The 20513-nt window shown below is 73.0% G+C and carries 14 protein-coding genes; 7 read left to right on the plus strand and 7 right to left on the minus strand.

Annotated features, from left to right (window positions below; genetic code table 11):
- Positions 1–33: 33 nt before the first annotated feature.
- Both AB0C76_RS26145 and AB0C76_RS26150 read left to right on the plus strand, forming a co-directional pair.
- Positions 34–1026, plus strand: a complete 993-nt coding sequence (locus AB0C76_RS26145) for an aldo/keto reductase (RefSeq protein ID WP_359970088.1) — start codon at positions 34–36, stop codon at positions 1024–1026.
- A gap of 215 nt (positions 1027–1241) precedes the next feature.
- The gene (locus AB0C76_RS26150) at positions 1242–2021 is read left to right on the plus strand and encodes a PE-PPE domain-containing protein (protein WP_359970090.1); all 780 of its coding nucleotides are present in this window, start codon (positions 1242–1244) and stop codon (positions 2019–2021) included.
- Between the two features lie 127 nt (positions 2022–2148).
- On the opposite strand, the gene AB0C76_RS26155 is transcribed toward AB0C76_RS26150, so the two are convergent.
- Positions 2149–2445: a hypothetical protein gene (locus tag AB0C76_RS26155; RefSeq protein WP_359970093.1), complete on the minus strand. Its 297-nt coding sequence runs from the start codon at positions 2443–2445 to the stop codon at positions 2149–2151.
- A 123-nt stretch (positions 2446–2568) separates the two neighbouring features.
- On the opposite strand from AB0C76_RS26155, the gene AB0C76_RS26160 reads away from it, so the two are divergent.
- Positions 2569–3933, plus strand: coding sequence for an ALF repeat-containing protein (locus AB0C76_RS26160; protein WP_359970096.1), 1365 nt, complete (start codon positions 2569–2571; stop codon positions 3931–3933).
- Positions 3934–4014: 81 nt separating this feature from the next.
- On the opposite strand, the gene AB0C76_RS26165 is transcribed toward AB0C76_RS26160, so the two are convergent.
- The 5 genes from AB0C76_RS26165 to AB0C76_RS26185 form a co-directional block, all read right to left on the minus strand.
- Entirely contained in the window at positions 4015–6582 is a 2568-nt protein-coding gene (locus tag AB0C76_RS26165) for a collagenase (protein WP_359970099.1), read from the minus strand.
- 195 nt (positions 6583–6777) lie between these two features.
- Positions 6778–9312: a tetratricopeptide repeat protein gene (locus AB0C76_RS26170; RefSeq protein WP_359970102.1), complete on the minus strand. Its 2535-nt coding sequence runs from the start codon at positions 9310–9312 to the stop codon at positions 6778–6780.
- Positions 9313–9389: 77 nt separating this feature from the next.
- Positions 9390–9602 carry a hypothetical protein gene (locus AB0C76_RS26175; protein ID WP_359970105.1) on the minus strand — a complete coding sequence of 71 codons (213 nt, stop codon included), beginning with the start codon at positions 9600–9602 and terminating at the stop codon, positions 9390–9392.
- A gap of 251 nt (positions 9603–9853) precedes the next feature.
- The gene (locus AB0C76_RS26180) at positions 9854–10336 is read right to left on the minus strand and encodes a hypothetical protein (protein ID WP_359970108.1); all 483 of its coding nucleotides are present in this window, start codon (positions 10334–10336) and stop codon (positions 9854–9856) included.
- 13 nt (positions 10337–10349) lie between these two features.
- Positions 10350–14765, minus strand: coding sequence for a polymorphic toxin-type HINT domain-containing protein (locus tag AB0C76_RS26185; protein WP_359970110.1), 4416 nt, complete (start codon positions 14763–14765; stop codon positions 10350–10352).
- 760 nt (positions 14766–15525) lie between these two features.
- Here AB0C76_RS26185 and AB0C76_RS26190 point away from each other — a divergent pair.
- Genes AB0C76_RS26190 through AB0C76_RS26205 form a run of 4 tightly spaced genes read left to right on the plus strand, consistent with a single transcriptional unit; the run spans position 15526 to position 19298 of the window.
- A complete protein-coding gene (locus AB0C76_RS26190; RefSeq protein WP_359970113.1) occupies positions 15526–16479 on the plus strand; it encodes an ATP-binding cassette domain-containing protein in 954 nt (317 codons plus the stop codon).
- On the plus strand, positions 16476–17327 hold the full coding sequence (locus tag AB0C76_RS26195) for an ABC transporter permease subunit (protein WP_359970116.1): 852 nt from the start codon (positions 16476–16478) through the stop codon (positions 17325–17327). Before AB0C76_RS26190 ends, AB0C76_RS26195 begins: the two co-directional genes overlap by 4 nt.
- A gap of 34 nt (positions 17328–17361) precedes the next feature.
- Positions 17362–18633 carry a histidine kinase gene (locus tag AB0C76_RS26200; RefSeq protein WP_359970119.1) on the plus strand — a complete coding sequence of 424 codons (1272 nt, stop codon included), beginning with the start codon at positions 17362–17364 and terminating at the stop codon, positions 18631–18633.
- Complete coding sequence (locus AB0C76_RS26205; protein WP_359970122.1) at positions 18630–19298, plus strand: response regulator transcription factor; 669 nt, start codon at positions 18630–18632, stop codon at positions 19296–19298. The genes AB0C76_RS26200 and AB0C76_RS26205 overlap by 4 nt, the downstream gene beginning before the upstream one ends.
- Before the next feature lie 30 nt (positions 19299–19328).
- Here the strand turns inward: AB0C76_RS26205 and AB0C76_RS26210 are convergent, their stop codons facing one another.
- The gene (locus AB0C76_RS26210) at positions 19329–20405 is read right to left on the minus strand and encodes a hypothetical protein (RefSeq protein ID WP_359970125.1); all 1077 of its coding nucleotides are present in this window, start codon (positions 20403–20405) and stop codon (positions 19329–19331) included.
- Positions 20406–20513 lie beyond the last annotated feature (108 nt).

Genomic DNA, 20513 nt, shown 5'->3' on the forward strand with positions numbered 1-20513 from the left:
ACGACGACCGGACGATCTTCGAGGAGTACCGCCATGAGTGCCGCCGTGCCCACCCCGCCCGCCGGTGCGCCGATCACCAGGTTCGGCCTGGGCACCGCCGCCGTCGGCCGCCCGGGGTACATCAACCTCGGGCGCGACGCCGACCTGCCCGCCGGACGCAGCGTCGAGGCGCTGCGCCGGCGCACCCACGAGCTGCTGGACGCCGCGTACGCCGCCGGGGTGCGCTACGTCGACACGGCCCGCTCCTACGGGCGCGCCGAGGAGTTCGTCGCGCAGTGGCTGGCCGAGCACCCCCGGGAGGCGGCCGACACGGTGGTGGGCAGCAAGTGGGGCTACACCTACACGGCCGGCTGGCGCACCTCCGGGGTGGCCGCGCACGAGGTCAAGGAGCACTCGACGGCGGTGTTCGACCGCCAGGTCAAGGAGACCAGGGCCCTGCTCGGGCGCCACCTGGACGTCTACCTCGTCCACTCCGTCACCCCCGACAGTCCCGCCCTCACCGATCCCGCCCTGCACGGGCGCCTGGCCGAACTCGCCGCCGACGGCGTGCGGGTGGGCCTGTCCACCAGCGGCCCCGACCAGGCCGCCGCGATCCGCGCGGCCCTCGCCGTGACGGTCGACGGGCAGCCGCTGTTCGCCGCCGTCCAGTCCACCTGGAACCTGCTGGAGACCTCCGCCGCCCCCGCCCTGGCCGAGGCCCACGACGCCGGCTGGCTCGTGGTCGTCAAGGAGGCGATGGCCAACGGCCGCCTCGCCGACCGCAACGCCACCGGCCCCGACACCGCCGCCCTGCGCGCCCTCGCCACCCGTACCGGCGCCACCTGCGACGCCCTGGCCCTGGCCGCGGCCGCCGCCCAGCCCTGGGCCCACCTCGTCCTGTCCGGCGCCGCCACCCCCGCCCAGCTCACCTCCAACCTCACCGCCGCCGCCCACCCCCTGACCCCGGACGACCTCGCGGGCCTCGCGCCGCTCGCGGAGCCGGCGGGGGAGTACTGGCGGGCGCGTGCGGGGCTGGCGTGGTCGTGACGGCCCGAGCGGTCAGGGCGGGCCGGCTCTCCTGACCTCCGCACCTGCGCACCCGCCACGGCGGCGTCAGGAACGCGGCCTGACCAGGCAATCCGGGCACCGGCCAGATATGGCCGGTGCCCGTCCTGGTTCCCCGCGGCGCCCGGACAACACGATGGCCACAGGTCGCCGCACCCGACGCGGCGCCGCACCCGACCAGAGGGAGCTGACCCCACATGACCATGCGTGCCAGCCTCGCCCGCCGCCTCAAGGCCGTCCTCGCGACGACGGCGCTCGCGCTCACCGGCGCCGCCGTCGTCCCCACCGCCGCGCACGCCGACACCGCGCAGCCGCACCACTACTACATCGAGATCGGCGGAACCGGGACGGCCCTGGACGCACCCCGCTGCACGTACACCTTCGACCTCGCCAACCAGCACCTCGCGGCCGGCAGCACCGCGATCCCGGTCTGTTACCCGGCCAGCGGCGGCCCGTTCGTCGGCAGCCACAACGAGATGCCGGCCCCGCTGTTCACCCCGAGCTTCGGCGACAGCGTCAACGCGGGCTACTGGAACGCCAAGGCCGCCCTGGAGAAGGCCTACAAGGCCGACCCCACCGCCCGCTTCACCATCGCCGGCTACTCGCAGGGCGCCTGGGTCGGCGACCTGCTGCTGCAGACCATCGCCAACAACGGCACCGCCGTGCCCCGCGAGCAGGTCGACGGCATGCTCTACTCCGACCCGATGCAGCCCGGCACCGGCTTCTGGCACCTCGTCCCGCAGGGCACCCTGATCCCGTTCGTGGCGTACTCCCCGGGCACCGGCCCGGAGAACTTCCCCGGCGGCGTGCCGGTCCAGCGCTTCTGCATCAAGACCGACGGCGTCTGCGACGCGACGTCGCTGGACTCCTTCAGCGGCTTCCTCGCGCAGCACCCGCGCTACCCCGCCGGCATCATCGCCGAGACCCTCTCCGCCACCGGCGGCAACGGCACCACGTGGTACCCGGCCGGCGCCTGACCGGACAACAGCGGCGGAGGGACGGGGGAGAAGGGGGAGAGGGGGAGACGGGGGAACAACGGGGGAAATCCGGCGCCGCGGTCCGTGGGGGACCGCGGCGCCACACCCGTCCCCGGCGGGCGGTGCGTCAGAACAGCTCCAGCCGCGCGTGCGCCGCGTCGGCGAAGACCTCCAGCAGCACCCGGCCCACCGGATGCTCCTGCGACAGGAAGGCGCTGCGCCGGGCGCGCACGACCAGGACGTCGTGGGAGTCGAGGAGGTCGGAGAACCCGCGGTTCTCGATGATGTCCCACAGGGCGTCCAGGCTGCGGCCCTGCCAGTGGTGCAGGGCTTCGTGGTTGACGGCGACGAGGGCCGTGCGGAAGTCCATCAACGACTCGATGTCGTGGCCCCGGACGTCGACCAGCAGCTCGCTCTTCTCCATGGCGTCAGGGTAGGGGCGTGGTGTGGTGTGATGCAGTCGGTTGAAAACTTGGTATGGAGATCGTGTGAGTTGATCTACAGTGTGGTCGTTCACAAACTCTTCGCATGAATCAGGTTTTGCTGAATGAAGCTGCCCAAGGTGTCCGCCGTGATCGCGGCTGCGATGCTGGCCCCCGCCGTCCTCTTCCCGTCCTCGGCCGCGGCCGCCGACAGCCCGCAGCCGGCCGGCGTCTCCGGCCCTGACACCGCCTCCGGCACGCCGGACACCGCCGGACACCAGGACGCGGACGACCAGGAGACGCGCGACCGCGCCGAGGTGCAGCGCATCCTCGCGGACAAGGAGACCGGGCGCGGTGTGCGCGAGGCGGGGGAGAAGGCCCTCAAGGGTGGCGCCGCCGAGCTGCGGCACTTCCTGGAGGTCGAGCTGGAGGACCAGCGCCACAAGGACAACGTGGTGAAGGTCGTTCAGATCAGCGACGGCGCCGGGCCCGCCGTGCAGAAGGCCGCTGACGCCGCGCTCCGGGGCAACGACTACGGCGCCATCCTGCAGTTCCTCAAGGAGGGCCAGTTCACGGCCCGCGCCGAGGACGAGGACCGGGCCAAGGTGCAGGCGATCCTCGCCGACAAGGAGTGCGGCCGCGGCGTGCGCGAGGCGGGGGAGAAGGCCCTCAAGGGCGATGCCGCCGCCGTGCGGCACTTCCTTGAGGTCGAACTGCCCAAGCAGCGCGCGGACGACAACCGGGTGAAGGTCGCCCAGATCCTGTCGGCCGCCACCGGCCGCGGGGTCAAGGAGGCGGCGATCCAGGCGATGAACGGGACCGACGCTGACATCGCGAAGTTCCTCACCGAGGGCTGGGCCGCGGCCCGCTTCGAGGACGACCGCGTCGAGACGCTGCGCATCATCGCCGACAAGAACAACGGCCCTCGTGTGCAGGCGGGCGCGCAGAAGGCGCTCGACGGCACGGCCGCCGACGTCCGCCGCTTCCTGGAGGTCGAGCTGCCGCAGCTGCGCGCGAGCGACAACCGCGTCAAAGTCTCGCAGATCGTCGAGACCGGCGGGCCGGCCGTGAAGAAGGCCGCGCTCCTGGCCCTCGACGGCAGCAACGACGACGTCGCGAAGTTCCTCAAGGAGGGCTGGGCCGCGGCCCGTGCCCAGGACGAGGCCGACGCCGCCGGCAAGCCGGCCCAGGACCGCACCCCGGACCAGAAGCCGGCCGCGCAGCCGGAGTCCGGCCAGGGCCAGGGCGTCCAGCCCGCCGCGGTCACCACGACCACCGGCACCACCGGCACCACCGGCACCACCGGCACCACCGGCACCACCGGCACCGCCACGGCCGTGACTGGCGGAGCAACCTCCGCCCGTCCGGGCCAGCTGGCCGCCACGGGTACGGACGGTCTCGGCTGGGAGGCCGGTGGCGCGGCTGCGGCCGTTGCCGCGGGTGCGGCGCTGGTCGCGGTCTCGCGCCGCCGCCGCTCCGCCGAGAGCTGACGCGCCTCACCGGCTGCCGCAACACCAGGGCGGCGCGCCCCCGTCGGGGACGCGCCGCCCTTCGCCGTGCCGGTGCGCGGGTCAGAACTGGGTGCTGACCGTCACGCCGCTGAAGTCGGTGTTGGCGTAGAGGCTGATGTAGCGGTAGCCGGCCGTCGGGTTGGTGACGGTGAGGCTCTGGGTGGTGCCGGGGGCGGTGGAGGAGGCGGTGAAGGCGCTGGGGGAGGCCCAGGTGTCGGCGTTGTAGTAGAGGGAGGCGTTGCCGGTGCCGCCGGAGGTGGAGACCTTCAGCGTGCTGGTGCCGGCCGGCAGGTAGACGTAGAAGTAGTCGAGGTTGCCGGCGGTGCGGGCCTGGTCGGGCCGCGAGCAGTTCTGGCCGAGCGCGTCGGTGCGCGGGTCGGTGCAGGTCGGCAGGGTGGTGCCGGCGCCGGTGGTGACGGTGACGGAGGACGGGGTGCTGGCGCTCTTGCCGGCGCTGTCGGTGACGGTCAGGTCGACCGTGTAGGTGCCGGGGTTGGCGTAGGTGTGCACCGGGTTCCGCTGGTCGGAGGAGGTGCCGTCGCCGAAGGTCCAGTGCCAGGAGGCCAGCTTCGCCTGGGAGTTGGTCTCCACGGACTTGTCGGTCAGGGTGACGGTGGCGCCGTCGACGGACTGGCCGAACAGGGCGGTGGGGCCGTCGGCGTAGCAGGCGCCGGCGGCGCAGGCGTTCAGCCAGGCGTCGAAGTCGGCGTCGTAGGAGGTGCCGAGGCTGTTGTAGACCGCGTAGCCGCCCTGGTAGTCACCGGTGCGGAAGTGGCCGAGCATGCTGTAGACGTCGGAGGGGTGCTTCTCCAGCATGTAGCGGACGGCCAGGTAGCCCCAGGGGTAGGTGCGCACCGAGTCCGAGTTGTCGTACGTGTTCTGGAAGACGGTGCTCAGCTTGTAGCGGTGCGCGGCGGCCTCGGTCATGGCCTGGGTGTCGGTGGTGCCGCGGTAGCTGTAGGACTCGTACTCGGCGACGCCCTCGATCCACCAGATGTCCGGGACGGAGATCTCGGTGCCGAAGTTGCCCTTCATGTCGTAGATGTTGTCGAGGTAGTGCGTGTACTCGTGGTTGAGGTTCCACACGTTGGCGGGGAAGCCGTCGTTCCACGACTTCTGGTACATGACCGACACCGGCTGGTTGTTGGGGTCGGTGACGTCCATGACGGTCTGGCCGCCGTTGTTGGTGGAGTTGTTGTAGATGGCCCAGGAGTAGGTGAGGTAGTCGGCCTGGTTCTTGAAGACGGCGAGGGTGATGGTCTTGCCGTACTGGTCCGGGACGGGGCCGTTGTCCTTGACCATGGTGTGGAAGAAGCCGTCCTCGCCGCGCAGGCTGGCGCAGACGGTGGCCAGGTCCTCGGCGGACAGGACCTCGCCGCGTATGGTGCGGTTGTCGCACACCAGGGTGTTGGGCAGGACGGCGGCGGTGAGCTTGCCGGGCAGGTCGCAGGTGCCGTAGTACGAGCACTTCGCGTTGTCGTACTGGTTGGCGTTGTACGCGGTGTACACGTACAGCGGGCCGGTGCTGCCGGTGACCGGGGTGGCGTCCAGGACCTGCTTGACGAGGGGCCGGGTGAACGTGGCGACGGAGCCGCCGTCGCCGGCGGTGCGGGCGAGGTCGTTGCCGGCGTTGACGTCGAGGAACTGGTTGGCGGTGCCGAGCAGGTCCTTGTGGTTCTGCGCGAAGTTCGCGAGGGCCGTGACCACGCTCGGGTCGGCGGCGACCGCGCTGACGTAGTCGGGGTTCCAGTTGGCCCGCCACAGCGGCGCGAACAGGACGGCGTTGACGGCCTTCACCATCTTCGGGAAGGCGTTGTAGCCGTTGTCGTAGCCGTTCAGGACCTGCTTGTAGACGTTCAGGTACTGGGCCTGGATGTTGGCGCTGTCGGTGAGGATCAGCACGTCGTAGAGCACGAGGCCGTTGGCGTCGGTGACGTCGTGCCAGCGCGTGCCCGCGAAGAACGCGTCGAGGCCGGCCCTGACGGCGGAGGTGAGCGAGGCGTCGTAGGGGCCGACCGCGGAGGCGTTGTTGGACTGGACGTAGAAGCCGGCCCGCAGGAACAGCACGAGCTGCAGGATGCCGGTGGAGTTGTCGCCGGTGTAGTGCGCGGCCTGGGCCTGGAAGGCGGCGGCGACGGTGAGCATCTGGGACTGCTTGAAGACCTTCCCGGCGTCGGTCCCGGTGACGTTGAACAGCGTGTTGACGCAGTCCGTGGTCGAGCCCTGGATGAAGGAGACCAGGCCGGCACCACTGCGGGACCCGAAGTCGGCGGGCGTGCAACTGGCCGCGTCCGTGCCGGACTTGGCGGCGGCCAAGGCATGCTTCACTGGTGCGGGCGCGGGTTTGTCGGCGCCCGTGGACGGCCCGCTCTGGACGGCCGTCCCGGCCGGCTGCAGGGCCTGCCCGAGCCGGTCGGAGGTCAGCGGGGCGGCCGTGCGCCCCATCGCCTCGGAGGACTGCGAGGCTATCTCGGCCCCGAACGGCGCGGGTATGGAGGGGGAGGCGCCCGCCTTCGCCGGAGCAGCGGCCGGCGAGGCCGGGGAGGCGAGGGCGGGGGTCGGCAGCATGAACGCGGAGCCGGCGAGGGCGCCGGCCACGAGGAGGGGAAGGGATTGGCGCAGACGCACTGCGGTGTCCTTGTCCTGAGTGGGGGAGATGAGCAACGGAGCGTCAGCCACGAGGCGATGAGGGAGGGGGACCTTGACGACAACCTGTCACCGGATTCAGGGTCAGAACAATGTCACAGGTTATATGCCACCGCAAGGGTGTGACATGGCACTGGTGCGGGGGCTTTCCGGAGCCCGTCTTGCCCGGACGCAGGATCACTTCTCCGGCGCGCGCCGCTCCCTGGCGCCCTGCCGCAGGGCCCGGGCGCGTTCGCGCTGCTCGGCGGCCTCCTCGGGCCGCCCGGCTGCGTCGAGCGCGTCGGCGGCGAGGCGTAACGCGCCGGCCAGCGGCGTCCGGTAGCGGTCCGGGTCGTCCCCGGGGCCGGGGGCGAGGACCTCGGCGGCGGCCCTCGCGTCGCGCAGCGCCGCCGCCGGATCCGCGGACAGGCGGGAGCAGCCCCGGTCCTGCAGCACGTTGCCCAGGCTGATCCGGCGGGTGCTCGTGCTCGGGTGCCGCTCGCCCAGCACGCGCCGGCTCTCCCGCACCACGCGCTCCATCAGGGCGACGGCCTCGTCGAGGTGCCAGGCCTGCCGGTGCAGGAGGGCGAGGTTGTTGCAGGTGGTGAGGGTGTCGGGGTGGTCGGGCCCCAGGAGACGCTCGCGGTCGGCGAGGACGTGTCCGGCCAGCGAGATCGCGTCCGCGGTGCGTCCGACGTCGCCGTAGAAGGCGGCGAGGTTGTTGCGGGCGCCGAGGGTGTCGGGGTGGTCAGGACCCAGGACCCGTTCGCGGCCGGCCAGGACCTCTTCCCCCAGGGCGACCGCTTCGCGTTTGCGCCCGGAAGCCCGGTACCCGCCGGCGAGGTTGTTTCGGGCGGAGAGGGTGTCGGGGTGGTCGGGCCCGAGAACGCGTTCCTGGTCGGCGAGGGCCTGCTCGCCCATGGCGGCGGCCTCGCTGGTGCGTCCGGCCCGGTGATACGCGTGGGCGAGGTTGGCACGGGCGGCGATCGAGTGGGGATCATCGGGCCCGAAGAGCCGCTCGAGGTCGGCGAGGAGCTGTTCGTGGAGGGCGACGGCCTCGCGGGTGTGACCGGCCTGACCGTGGGCCAGGGCAAGGTTGGAACGGACGCCGAGCGTATGAGGATGCTCCGGGCCGAGGACGCGCCGGTAGGAGGCGAGAACCTGCTCGCCCAGGGTGACGGCCTCAAGGAACCGCCCGCCCCGGTTGTGGGCGATGACGAGGCAGGCCCCTGCGCCGATGGTGTCGGGGTGGTCCTCCCCGAGGACGCGCCGGCCGACGGCGACGGCACGCGTGAAGTAGTCGGTGGCCGCCCGGTGGAGACCGTGGGCGAGCAGGCTGTTCCCGGCCCGGCCGAGGACGTGGTGCGCGCCGCCCCCGGCCTCCCACAGGCGGTCGCCGGCGCAGGCCCAGAGCGCGGTGGCGCCGGCCTGGAGGGCGCCGACGAGCTCCCGGTCCGTGTGGTCGTTCTGGGGCCACAGTGCGACCAGCGCGTCCGCCGCGACGCCGTACGGGCGCTGCGCCTCCGGGGTGATGTCCAGGACGGCCCGGGCGGTGAGCGGGTGGAGGGTGACGCCGCGCGGACCCGGATCCGCGGTGGTGAGCAGGTTGTAGTTGTACAGAGCCGCGAGCACGTCCAGGACGTCGTCCCCGTCCGGCTGCGCGCCGCCGGAGCGGTGCGCGCCGAGGTGGGCGAGCACGGGCGGGCTCGTCCACAACTCCATTGGCTGGCCTGATGGTTCGAGCACAGCGGCCAAGCGCAGGGCGGGCCGGGCCAGGCCGGCCGGCTCCTCCTGCTCCACGGCGTCGAGGGCGAGGAGCAGCGAGGCGGTGACGGGCCGGTGGTAGCCGTCGGTGTCGTCGCGCGGGCGCATGAGGGCGTCGAGGGTGCGGGTGCGGGCCCGTAGCCGGTGGAGGTAGTCGGTGCTGGTGCGGCGGGTGTTGAGCAGGTAGGCGCTCGCGTGGGCGAGGGCGAGCGGCAGGTGCCCGAGCTCGGCCGCGAGGTCCGGGCCGCTGTCGTCGAGGAGCTGTGGCTGTCCGGCCCTCGAGAGGCGCTCGGCGAGGTAGGCGGCGGACTCGGCGGGGCCGTAGGCGTCCACCTCGACGAGGGTGCGTCCGGCGCCGGTGGCGGTCGCTCCGCGGTGGCGGCTGGTGGCGATCACCTGGCCGGTGCCGCCCCGGTCGGTGGCGGGCCACAGGGGCCCGGGGGCGAAGTCGGTGACGTCGTCGAGGACGACGAGCCAGCTGCGATCGGTGACGGCGAGCCAGGCGAGGAAGCGCTGCGCGTCGCGCTGGACGTCGTCGCCCCGGCCGGTGACCCCGGGGGCGCGCACCAGCGCGGCGGCTTCGGCGTAGGCGGCCAGGACACCGGTGGGTTCGGCCGCGTCGGCCCACACCACCAGGTCGGTGCCGCGGCGCACGGCCCGGCGGGCGAGGCGGGCGGCCAGCTGGGTCTTGCCCACCCCGCCTCCGCCGGCCAGGACCTGGACGGCGGGCGTGCCCGGCCCGCCCTCGTGGTGCCGCGCCCGGGCGTCGTCGATCCTTTGCTGCAGGGCGTCGCGCGGCTGGAAGGCACCGGCCTCCGGCGGGATTATGCCCACCACCACCGGCCACACCGGCGCGGCCGCCACCGCCGCGGGCCGTTGCACCACGGTCAGATCGCGCCCCACCTGGAAGACGTCACCGTGGACGGTGCTGCCCTCGATCCGGTTCTCCACACCCCCGAACTCCCGCACGCGCCCTTCCCCCGACTCCCCGCCTCAGCCGCCCCCGGGATTCTCCCACCCCGGCCCGACACGGAGTCCGCGGGCCCTCAGTGGGCGGTGCGGTCGACGCCGCAGGCCTCGTTCTGCCGCACGGCGGACCTGAACGCGCTGTCCAGGGCGGCGGCCGTGCGGGCCATCAACTCGCGCACGCTGGACTCGAACAGTTCCATGCGCAGCGCCTGGTTCTTCGTCGTGATGAAGCGGTAGTACTCGTCCAGGCGGGCCAGGCAGACGTATCCCTCGCCCAGCGACGTGGCCATCGGGGCCTCCGAGAAGACGGGTTCGGCCACCGCCTTGGCGCCGCGCGCGGTGCGCTCGCGCAGATCGGCGGCGTTGAGGTACCCGATCGTCGAGGAATGGGGTGACGGACCGCCGGCGGGCCGCGTCCTGGGAGCTGCGAGAAGGGCCCCGCCGGATTGGCGGGGCCCTTCTGCGTCGTTCCTCGGTGCTGTTCGATCTGTGCCCGCGGGTGCCGCCGCCGTGCTGGCGGTCGGCACCCGGCGGCGGGCGGTCAGTCGATCATGTCGGGTCGCAGCCACAGGGAGTGGAGTTCCCCGTCAACCCTTCCCGCGGTGATCGATTCCGCGAACATGGTGAAGTCCTCGTCCCGGTCGGGAGTCCTGGCGATCCTCACCAGCCCGCTTTGCGGGTCGACGCTGGTCTTCCATTCGCCGATTCCGGCCAGGCGATACGCCACGCCCGACTCCAGACGGATCCCCTCGGGGACCTCCAGCCTGCCCGGATCCGCAGCCGGCATCGCCAGCTCGGCGGGCTGCCACGCCGGATTCGGGTGATATCCCCAGACGAACAGAAGCTGTCGACTGGAGACATCGACCTGGATCTGAAGGGTTCCGACCGCAATGCTGGTCGAACCTTCGGTTCCGATCCGCCTGCCCAGCTCGTCCTCATCGGGCCGGTACCTGAAGCTGTACTCGGACTTCGAATAGAGGAGTTGTCCGCCCATCGGCGCACCGTGGGCCCTGTCGACAATCATGCGTCAACCTCGATTACTTCGACATGTAGAGGAAGTGGACCACGGTATTCGTGTTCGTGTCGATCACGAGCTCCCAAACGCCGGTCGACCCGTTCTTCGACCCGTCGACGACCCACGAGACGTAGCCCGGCACGCCCTGGGGATCCCACTTGGGGGTCGCCGCGGCCATGATCTCCTGGATGACGAGGCGCGGGGTGTTCATGTAGCCGCGCGACGGCAGCAGATCCTTGCTCCACTCCCGCAGGTGATCCGCGACGGTGTTCGTGAAGTTGACGTTCGGGACGTCGATCTTCCTCGCCGCCGCGGCGAGCTCGCAGGCCGGCCCGGTGTTATGCACCAGAACCGGCTGGGCGCCGGCCAGCACGTAGTACGTGTGGAGGTCTTCCACGGTCAGGTTGTAGGCCGGCTGAAGGGTGTTCCAGTGCCGGACGTCCTGGATCGTCCTGCTCGAACCGTCCGGGCCGCGAAGGACGTCCCCGGGCTGGAGATCGGCGGCCCGCACCCACGCGTTCCGGTTGATCGACCAGAACGGGTGGTGGTCGGTGCTGGTGAGCTCCGCACCCGCACCGCTCAGGGTGATTCCCGTGAATTCCCGGTCGTCCGGGGTGTAGATGGTGGCCTCGACGCGCTTGGCGTTCGTGGATCCGGTGGCCGGGTCGGTGGCGGTCACCGTGTCCCCGACGCGGATCTCCTCGATCGGGCGGGTCGAGCCGTCGCCCATGAGCACCTTGGTGCCGGCCGGGAAGCTGTTCCCCTCGCACAGCGAGCGGATGTTCGCAGCGGACTTGGTCTCGGCCTGGAGTTCCTCGACCAGCTCGCGGTCGATGTTCTGGTTCTGCTTCAGGGCCTGGAGCGCGGCGTCCGCGCCGGCGTCGCCGCCCTTGAGGAGTTGACGGTACTTCGCGACCGCGTCGGCCGTGGAGGTCAGCTTGCTGAGGGCCGCCTGGCTGTAGCTGTCGAGCGAGGCCTGCACGGCGAGCCTGGCGTCCTCGATGCCGACGCCGGTCTCCAGGGCGAAGCGGAACGCCACCACGGCCTTGGCGCCCTTGGCCAGGGTGCCGTAGGGGATGAAGTTCGACGCCGCCCATGCGCACGAGCTGTTGAAGCCGAAGTCGTGGTAGCACTTGACGAAGTCGTCGGTGAACGCGTGGAACAGGATCTGGCCGCGGACGGCCTCCGGCGAGTAGTGCAGCTTGTAGTCGAAGTAGGACAGCTGGATGGTCTCGTCACGCTGGTCGTTGACCTGGGTGCTGCCGACGACGACGGTGTTCCACACGGTGTACTTGCCGGTGCACGCCGCGATCGACAGGCCCGGCTCCGGGCAGGTCTTCATCACGTAGTTGACCGTGCCGGTGACCTTGACGTTGACCGTGACGTCGCAGACGTCCGTGCCCTTGCCGTTGTCGTGCCAGACCTTGGGGTCGACGTTCTTGATCATGATGTCGCCGTGACCCATGACGAAGTCACCGGCGGTGCAGCGGCCCAGGTTGTCCTTGCCCTGCTCGGTCTTCATGTCGCTCTGCGGGACGGCCTCGATGAAGGAGACCCGGCCGCTGGCGTCGACGGTGGCCGTCTGGTTCTGCAGCTGGCCGTCGAGGGTGTCGGTGCACTGCTTGGTGAAGACGGCGGCCTTGGCCTCGTCGGCGGCCTTCTGCGCCTCCTCCTTGCTCTTGTTGGCGGCGGCGGCGGAGGCCTGGGCCTGGTCGGAGGCGGTCTTCGCAGCCGACGCGTACTGGCCGGCCTGGGCGGCGTAGCTGGTGGCCGCGACCGCCGAGTAGCTGGCGCTGCGGGCCGCCGCCTCGGCGGTGGCCGCCGAGGCCTGGGCCTGCTGGGCGGACTGGGCGGCCTGCGCCGCCGAGGCCTGCGCCTGCTGCGCGGACTGGGCGGCCTGGTTGGCGAAGCCCTGGGCGTCCTGCGCGGACTGGCTGGCCTGCTGGGCGTACTTGGCGGCCTCGGCGGCTGCGCCCACCGCGGTCTGGTACGACTGGGCGGCCTGCGCCGCGTACTGCTTCGCCTGTGCCACCGAGCCGTCGATCGTCGCCAGGTAGGACGCGATGGTCGCCACGTGGGCGGCGGTCACGGCGTCGCGCTGCTGGGCCTTGGGCAGGCCGCTCTGCAGGAACGGCACCAGCCGGTCCGCGGGGCCGGACAGGACGGCCTGGGCGGCCGCCTTGACCTCGGGGCCGCCGCTGGTCAGCAGCTGGGTGACCAGGACGCGGTTGTCGTCGTCGCGGGCCTTGAACTGGCCGGTGGCCAGGAAGGCGCGGACGTCGTCGATGGTGCCGTCCAGCGCCTTGCCGGCCGCGGCCTTCACGCCGGGGCCGCCGGTGGCCATGATCTGCGAGAGGGCGACGCGGTCGTCGTCGTCCTTGCCCGGGTACTGGCCGGTGGCGAGGAACGCGCGGACCTGGTCGGAGGAACCGACGGACGCGGTCTCGGCGGCCAGGCGCAGCTCCATCTTGCCGGGGGACTGGGCGATCGCCATGACGCTGGTGCGGTCGTCGTAGTCGCGGGCGGTGGTCAGGCCGGTGGCCAGGAACGTCTGGACGGCGCTGTCGTCGCCCTCCAGCGCGGTCTGGGCCGCGGCCTTGGTCCACGGGCCGCCGGCGTCCAGCAGGCGCAGCGCGGCCTGACGGCCCTTGAGCACGGCGGTCTTGGCGTCGACGCCGGACGCGGTGGCGTCCTTGATCAGCTGGTCGGTGTCGGCGGCGAACTGGGTGGCCTTGCCGGACTCCCAGGCCGCGGTCTTCGCCTTCACGTCGGCCGCGCGGGAGGCCTCTTCGGCGGCGGCCATCTCGGTGGCCTGCTGCTCGTCCAGACGCTGCTGGTCGGAGGCGCGGGCGATGTCGGCGACCTTGTGGGCCTGCTTGGCGGAGTTGTCGGCGGAGTTGGCGTCCGCGGCGGCGGCCTCGGCGGCGGCCTTCGCGACGTTGGCCGCGGTGGCCGCATCGCCGGCGTGCCGGGCCGCTTCCTCGGCCGCGGTGGCGGCCGCTTCGGCGTGAGCCGCGGCGTCGTTGGCGGCGCGCTGGGCGTCCCCGGCCGCGGCGGCGGCCTGGGCGGCGATCGTGATGGTGGCGCTCGCGGCGTTCCTGGCGCGCTGGGCGGCGGCGCGGGCGCGGGCGGCGGCCTGGCGGGCCTCGGCGGCGTCCTCGGCGGACACGCCGGAGTACTCGGCGGCGTCCGCGGCGGCCTGGGCGGCCGCGGCGGCGTTGTCGCCCGAGGAGAGGGCGGACTGCGCGGCGAGGTTCGCCTGGTTGGCCGCGTAGCCGGCCCACGCGCTGGCCTCGCCCGCGGTGCGGGCGTCCACGGCGGCGTTGCGGGCGGTGACCGCGGCCGCGCGGGCCGCGTCGGCCTGCCCGGCGTCACCGGCGGCCCCGGCCGCGGCGGCCAGGGCCCGGTTGGCGGCGTTGCCGGCCTTGGTGGCGGCGGCAGCCGCGTTGGCGGCGGCGTTGGCGGCCTGGCGCGACGCCTCGTTGGCGGCCCTGGCCGCCGAGGAGGCGGTCTGGGCGGCGGCAGCGGCGCGGGAGGCGGCGTTCGCGGCACGGCTGGCCGCGTTCGACGCCTGCCCGGCCGAACCCTGCGCGGCCTTCGTCTCGGCGGCGGCCTTCTCGGAGGCCTCCTTCGCCAGCCTGGTGGCGTCGATGGCCTTGCCGGCGGCGTCCGCGGCCGTGCGGGCCTGCTGGCCGGCCTGGTCGGAGGCGGTCTTCGTCAGGTCGGCCAGCTGGGCGACCGACAGCTTCTCCTGGTCGTGCGCGGCCGCGGTCTGGTAGCCGTACTGCAGGAACTGCTGGACGTCCTCCATCGAACCGTTGAGCGCGGTGTTGGCGGCCTTCTTCACCTCGTCCCCGCCCGAGGACATCAGCTGTGAGAGGTGGACGCGGTCGTCGTCGTCCCTCGCCTTGAACTGGCCCTCGTTCAGGAACGTGTTGACGTCGGTCAGGCTGCCGTCCATCGCCTTGGCGGCGGCGGCCTTCACACCCGGCCCGCCGGCGGCCATGAGCTGGGAGACCTTCACCCGCTGGTCGTCCTCGTAGGCCTTCAGCGCGCCCTTGTCGAGGAACTTCCGCAGGTCGTCGGCGGAGCCCTTGAGCGCCGCCTGCCCGGCATCACGCACACCGGGGCCGGAGTTCGCGACCAGGTCCTCGACCTTGGCCCGCAGGTCCTGGTCGGCGGCCGCGGCCTGACCGGTCGCCAGGAAGGCCTTCAGGTCGTCGGCCGAGCCGGTCAGCGCCGTCTCGGCGGCGTGGCGCACGGCCGGTCCGCCGGCCTGCCAGACGGCGACGGCCTTCACCCGGTCCGGGTTCGCCGCGGTCGCCGGCGGCACGTCGTCCGCCAGCGCCGGAGTCGAGAGCAGCCCGGTCAGCAGGCTGCCCGTCACGAGTCCGGCCGCGAGGCGCGACCTGGCCCGTGAGGTCAGAGACATCCTCATCGAAATTTCGCAATCCATCCAGAATCGGGCACCGAAGTGCCGTGCGGGCCGCCGGAATCCGCAATCCACACCGGCGGCCCTGGTCATCGCTCCGAAACGGGCGGTGCGGCAGGAGAACGCGCACCGCGGACCTGCCGCCGCGCGGAGCGGCCGGGACGGCAGGAGGTCGTGGTCGTCACGCACCGGGCGACCCGGTGCGGGGAAAGGGGATCAGCCGGCGGCGCCGCCCGGCAGGGGCCCGAACGGGGCGCGGGTGCCGTCCGACGCGGGTGCCGCCGGGGCCGTGCCGAGGGGCCGGGGCAATCTGCGGACGGTGCGCACGAGGACTCCAGAAAAGAGAGATGCGCCCGGGAGAGACACCAGCACCCCCGAGCTGGCAAAGAACAACGGGACGCTATCGGCCGCCAATCCCGCACGTCAACGCACGAGACCGCCGTCCCAAGGCTTCTGACCTGCGGTCAAGCCCCGCACGGAAAATCGAGACCGGGCCGGGCGGACCCGCGCCGGCCGAACACGGACATTAAGGATGAATGAGAGAGCGCGGCACCCGCCGTGCGATCATCACGGTTCGGTGACGTTTCCTCCCCAACGTGACGGCGGGCCCCCACGCCCCGGCATCCGTCGTGAGATGTACGCCGGGTGCATCGCGCGGCCCAGCGGGCGCCCCGCAAGATCCTCCCGGTGACCCTCGAACGCCCCCCACCCGGTGCCTAGCGTGGAAGACGACAACCCCGGACCGTCCCCTCCGCTAGGACCCGCCATGATCGAAGCCGTCGGCCTGACCAAGCGCTACGGCACACGCACAGCCGTCGAAGACCTGAGTTTCACCGTCCGACCCGGCATCGTCACCGGCTTCCTCGGCCCCAACGGAGCCGGAAAGTCCACCACCATGCGGATGCTGCTCGGCCTCGACACCCCCAGCGCCGGGCACGCCACCGTCAACGGCCGCCGCTACGCCGAGCACGGCGCACCGCTGCACGAGGTCGGCGCCATGCTGGAGGCCCGGGCCGTCCACACCGGACGCAGCGCCTTCAACCACCTGGCCGCCCTCGCCGCCACCCACGGCATCTCCCGGCGCCGGGTGGAGGAGGTCGTCGACCTGGTGGGCCTGCGCGAGGTCGCCCGCAAGCGGGCCGGCGGGTTCTCCCTCGGCATGGGCCAGCGCCTGGGCATCGCCTCCGCACTGCTCGGCGACCCCGCCACGGTGATCCTCGACGAGCCGGTCAACGGCCTCGACCCCGAGGGCATCCGCTGGATCCGCAACCTCCTCAAGTCGCTCGCCGCCGAGGGGCGCACCGTCCTCGTCTCCTCCCACCTGATGAGCGAGATGGCCCTGACCGCCGAGCACCTGATCGTCATCGGCCGCGGCCGGCTGATCGCCGACACCTCGGTGGCCGAGTTCACCGCCCGCGCCGCCGGCAGCGCCGTCCTCGTACGCACCCCCGACGCGGACCGGCTGCGCGAACTGCTCGCCGACCTGCCCGGCGTCCAGGTCGCGCAGGCCGGGGAGACCGAGGAGACGGACCGCCTGGAGGTCAGCGGCACCGACTGCGAGCGCATCGGCCGCCTGGCCGCCGCCCACTCCCTCGTGCTGTTCGAACTCACCCCCAAGCAGGCCTCCCTGGAGGAGGCCTTCATGGAGCTCACCAAGGACGCGGTGGAGTACCAGGCCGTCGTCACCCCCGCCCAGCCGGTCAAGGAGATGGCCGCATGACCACCACCGCCACCCCCACCGCGGCCACCGCGACCCCGGCGTTCGCCCCCTCCTCCCGGCCCGCCCGCCCCGGCGTCACCCTCGCCCGGACCGTCCACGCCGAGTGGATCAAGTTCCGCTCGCTGCGCTCCACCTACTGGACGCTCGGCATCACCGTCGCCCTCACCATCGGCTTCGGCGCCCTGCTGTGCTGGGGCACGGTCAGCCGCTGGGACCACCTGCCCGCCGAGGAACGGATGCACTTCGGCGCCGCCGAGCACAGCCTCCTGGGCTACCACTTCGCCCAGCTGGCCATCGGCGTCCTCGGCGTGCTGATCATCACCGGCGAGTACTCCACCGGCATGATCCGCGCCTCGCTGTCCGCCGTCCCCAAGCGCCTGCCGGTGCTGTGGGCCAAGGCCGCCGTCTTCGGCGCCGTCGCCTGGGCGGTCTCCACCGTCGCCTGCCTGGTCGCCTTCTTCGTCGGCCAGTCCATCCTCGCGGGCAAGCACCTCGACACCACCCTCGGCGCCCCCGGCGTCACCCGCGTCGTGTTCGGCATGGGCCTCTACCTCACCGCCGTCGGCCTGCTCGCCGTCGGCCTGGGCACCCTCATCCGCAACACCGCCGGCGGCATCGCCAGCGTCTTCGGCGTCCTCATGCTGCTCCCGCTGCTCACCGAGGCCCTGCCCAGCTCCTGGCGCGACACCATCTCCCCCTACCTGCCCGGCAACGCCGGCCAGGCCCTCGCCACCCTCCAGCAGGGCCCGCACGACCTCGCCCCCTGGACCGGCTTCGGCGTGATGTGCCTCTACGTCCTCGCCGCCCTGATCGGCGCCGCCGTCGTCCTCAAGCGGCGCGACGCTTGACAGCCGCCCGCCCCGCCCGTGTGAGCATGGTCCCGTGACCACCGCCGAACGCACCCCCGCAGCCCGCGCAGGACGCCTCCGCGTCCCGCGCGGGCTCGCCCGGCTGCGCGCGGCCGTCCTCACCGAGCGCTACCCCGCCCTCGTCGACGCCGCCGCCGCCCTCGGCCTGCTCGTGCTCACCGCCCTGCCCCAGCGCCGCGAGCTGCACGCCACCCCCTGGCTCTGGGCCCTGCAGCTCGCCCTCGTCCTGCCGCTCGCCCTGCGCCGCCGCGCCCCCTTCCCGGTCTTCGCCGCGATCTCCCTGGCCGCCCTCGTCCAGTGGGCCACCGGCCACCCCATGCCCGCCGACGCGGCCGTCCTGCTCGCCCTCTACACCGTCGCCGCCCACTGCCGGCGCCGCCTGACCCTCATCGCCTACGGCGTCGCCGAACTCGGCGTCGTCATGGCCCTGCTGCGCTGGTCCCCGCTGACCGAACACGGCAACGCCGCCCACCTGCCGCTGTGGCTGCGCGTGTTCGTCCTGTTCTCCGGCACCGTCCTGGCCGCCGTCGCCCTCGGCCTCAACGTCCGCGCCCGCCGCGCCCAGCTCACCGCCCTCCAGCAGCGCGCCCGCGACCTGGAACACCAGCGCGACCAGCAGGCCGCCCTCGCCGTCGCCGAGGAACGCTCCCGCATCGCCCGCGAGATGCACGACATCGTCACCCACAACCTGTCCGTCATGGTCGCCCTCGCCGACGCCGCCGCCTACGCCAACGCCACCGCCCCCGACAAGGCCACCGACGCCATGCGCCGTTCCGCCGAGACCGGCCGCCAGGCCCTCACCGACATGCGCCGCTTCCTCGGCGTCCTGCGCGCCGACGAACCCGACGCGCTGCGCCACCCCCAGCCCGGCATCGGCCAGCTCACCGTCCTCGCCGAACACGTGCGCGCCGCCGGCCTGCCCACCGACCTCCAGGTCACCGGCGACAGCGCCGCCGTCTCGCCCGGCGCCCAGCTCACCGCCTACCGCCTCGTGCAGGAATCCCTCACCAACACCCTCAAGCACGCCGCCCCCGGCGCCCGCGCCCGCGTCACCGTCCACGCCACCCCCGCCGCCGTCACCCTGGAGATCCGCGACGACGGCCGCCCCACCGCCACCGCCCCGGGCCTGGGCCAGGGCCTGGCCGGCATGCGCGAACGCGTCGCCGCCTACGGCGGCAACCTCACCGCCGGACCCGCCCCCGGCGGCGGCTGGCGGGTGGCCGCCACCCTGCACCTGACCGACGACCACCCCGGCGACACCGACGAGGAGCCCAGCCCCGCATGACGATCAAGGTCCTGCTGGTCGACGACCAGCCGCTGCTGCGCCTGGCCTTCTCCATGACCCTCGACTCCCAGCCCGACCTGGAGGTCGCCGGCGAGGCCGGCGACGGCGAGGAGGCCGTCCGCCTGGCCGTCGAACGGCCCGTCGACGTCGTCCTCATGGACGTCCGCATGCCCGGCACCGACGGCATCGAGGCCACCCGCCGCATCGTCGAACAGCGCCCCGACACCAAGGTGCTCATCCTCACCACCTTCGACCTCGACGAGTACGCCTTCGCCGGGCTGCGCGCCGGGGCCTCCGGCTTCCTGCTGAAGAACGCCGAGCCGGACGAGCTGCTCGCCGCGATCCGCTGCGTGGCGGCGGGCGACGCGGTCGTCTCCCCGCGCGTCACCCGCCGCCTGCTCGACACCTTCGCCTCCCACCTGCCCGCCGACGGCCGCGGCGCCACCCGCGGGGAGGAGGCCGTCGCCGCGCTGACCGCCCGCGAGCGCAGCGTCCTGATCACGGTCGCCCGGGGCCTGTCCAACGCCGAGATCGCCGCCGAGCTCAAACTCGCCGAGGCCACCGTCAAGACCCACGTCAGCCGCATCCTGCTCAAGCTCGGCCTGCGCGACCGGGTCCAGGCCGTCGTCTACGCCTACGAGAACCGCCTCGTCCAGCCCGCCTGAGCGCCCGGCCCGCCTGAGCGCCCGGCCCGCTCAGGGGCGGGTGATCGAGGTCGTGTTGGTGGCGGCGTTCCAGTGGACGGTCGCGTTCTGGAACCTCTGGACGCGCCCGCCGGGCTCGTCGGCCTCCTCGCTGACGGGGTAGCCGACGGCCTTCTCGTGGCCGGCGGCGTGGAACGCGTCGTAGATGGCGCCGTGGACGACGTGCGCGCCGGTCGGGGCGGACCACAGGATCACGGCCCGCTCGAAGAACTGGTAGCGCCCGCGGGTGCCGTCGGGAGCCGCGGCCCCGTCCGCCTCGTCCATCGTCGGGAAGCCCCAGGCCCGTTCGGCGTCGGTGGCCCAGAAACGGGTCAGGATGTCGCCGTAGACGGCGTGGGCCTCGTCCGGGTGCCACAGGATGATGCCGTTCTGGAACTGCTGGAAGCGCCCGCCGGCCGCCGAGTCGCGCTCGCCGCGGATCGGCGCGCCCAGCACGCTGTTCAGGCCGCCCATGGCGTCGTACTTGACCCGGATCGAGCCGTAGGGCATCAGGTCGTCCAGGCGGTTGTAGCGGCGCGGGGTGAAGCCGCGCAGCCCGTCCCCCCAGGTGCGCTCCTCGGCGACGTGGCCGTAGTCGTACTCCTCGCGCACCACCGGCTGGGTGTGGGCGGGATCGGCCCAGCGCACGAACAGGGCGACGTGGTCGGTGCCGCCGGAGTCCTTGAGCAGCGCGTCGCCGGGCTGGAGGTCGCCGGCCGGGATGTCCGCGGTCACGTTCCACAGCGTCCAGGTGGTGAGCGAGGTGCCCAGGTGCCAGGCCATCGACACGAAGCCGGAGCAGTCGGGCCGGTAGCAGCCGAACTGGTTGCCGTGGCAGCCCTGCTGGCTGTACGGCACCTGCTCGGCTATCCACGACCACGCGCGGTCCATGACCTCGCCGCGCCCGATCGGGCCGTCGGTGTCGGAGTCGAGCGCGGCGGCTCCCGTGGCGGGGGTGGCGGGGGAGGGGCTGGGGGCGACGGCGGGCGCGGCGTTCGCGGCGGGCACCGCGCCCAGCGCGAGCGCGGCCGCCGCCAGGGCGGGGACCACGGCGCGCGCGGCACGGCGCAGGATCGGCGTAGTGCGCAAGGCTGGCTCCTGGGGGATGCTCTTATGGATGTCAAGCAGCGATGGTGAGCTGCTCGGTGGTGGTGCTCGGTGTGCTGGGCGTGGTCAGGACTCGGTAGATCTCTCGGG

The organism is Kitasatospora sp. NPDC048722 (assembly GCF_040650235.1).
In the GTDB taxonomy this organism is placed as follows: domain Bacteria; phylum Actinomycetota; class Actinomycetes; order Streptomycetales; family Streptomycetaceae; genus Kitasatospora.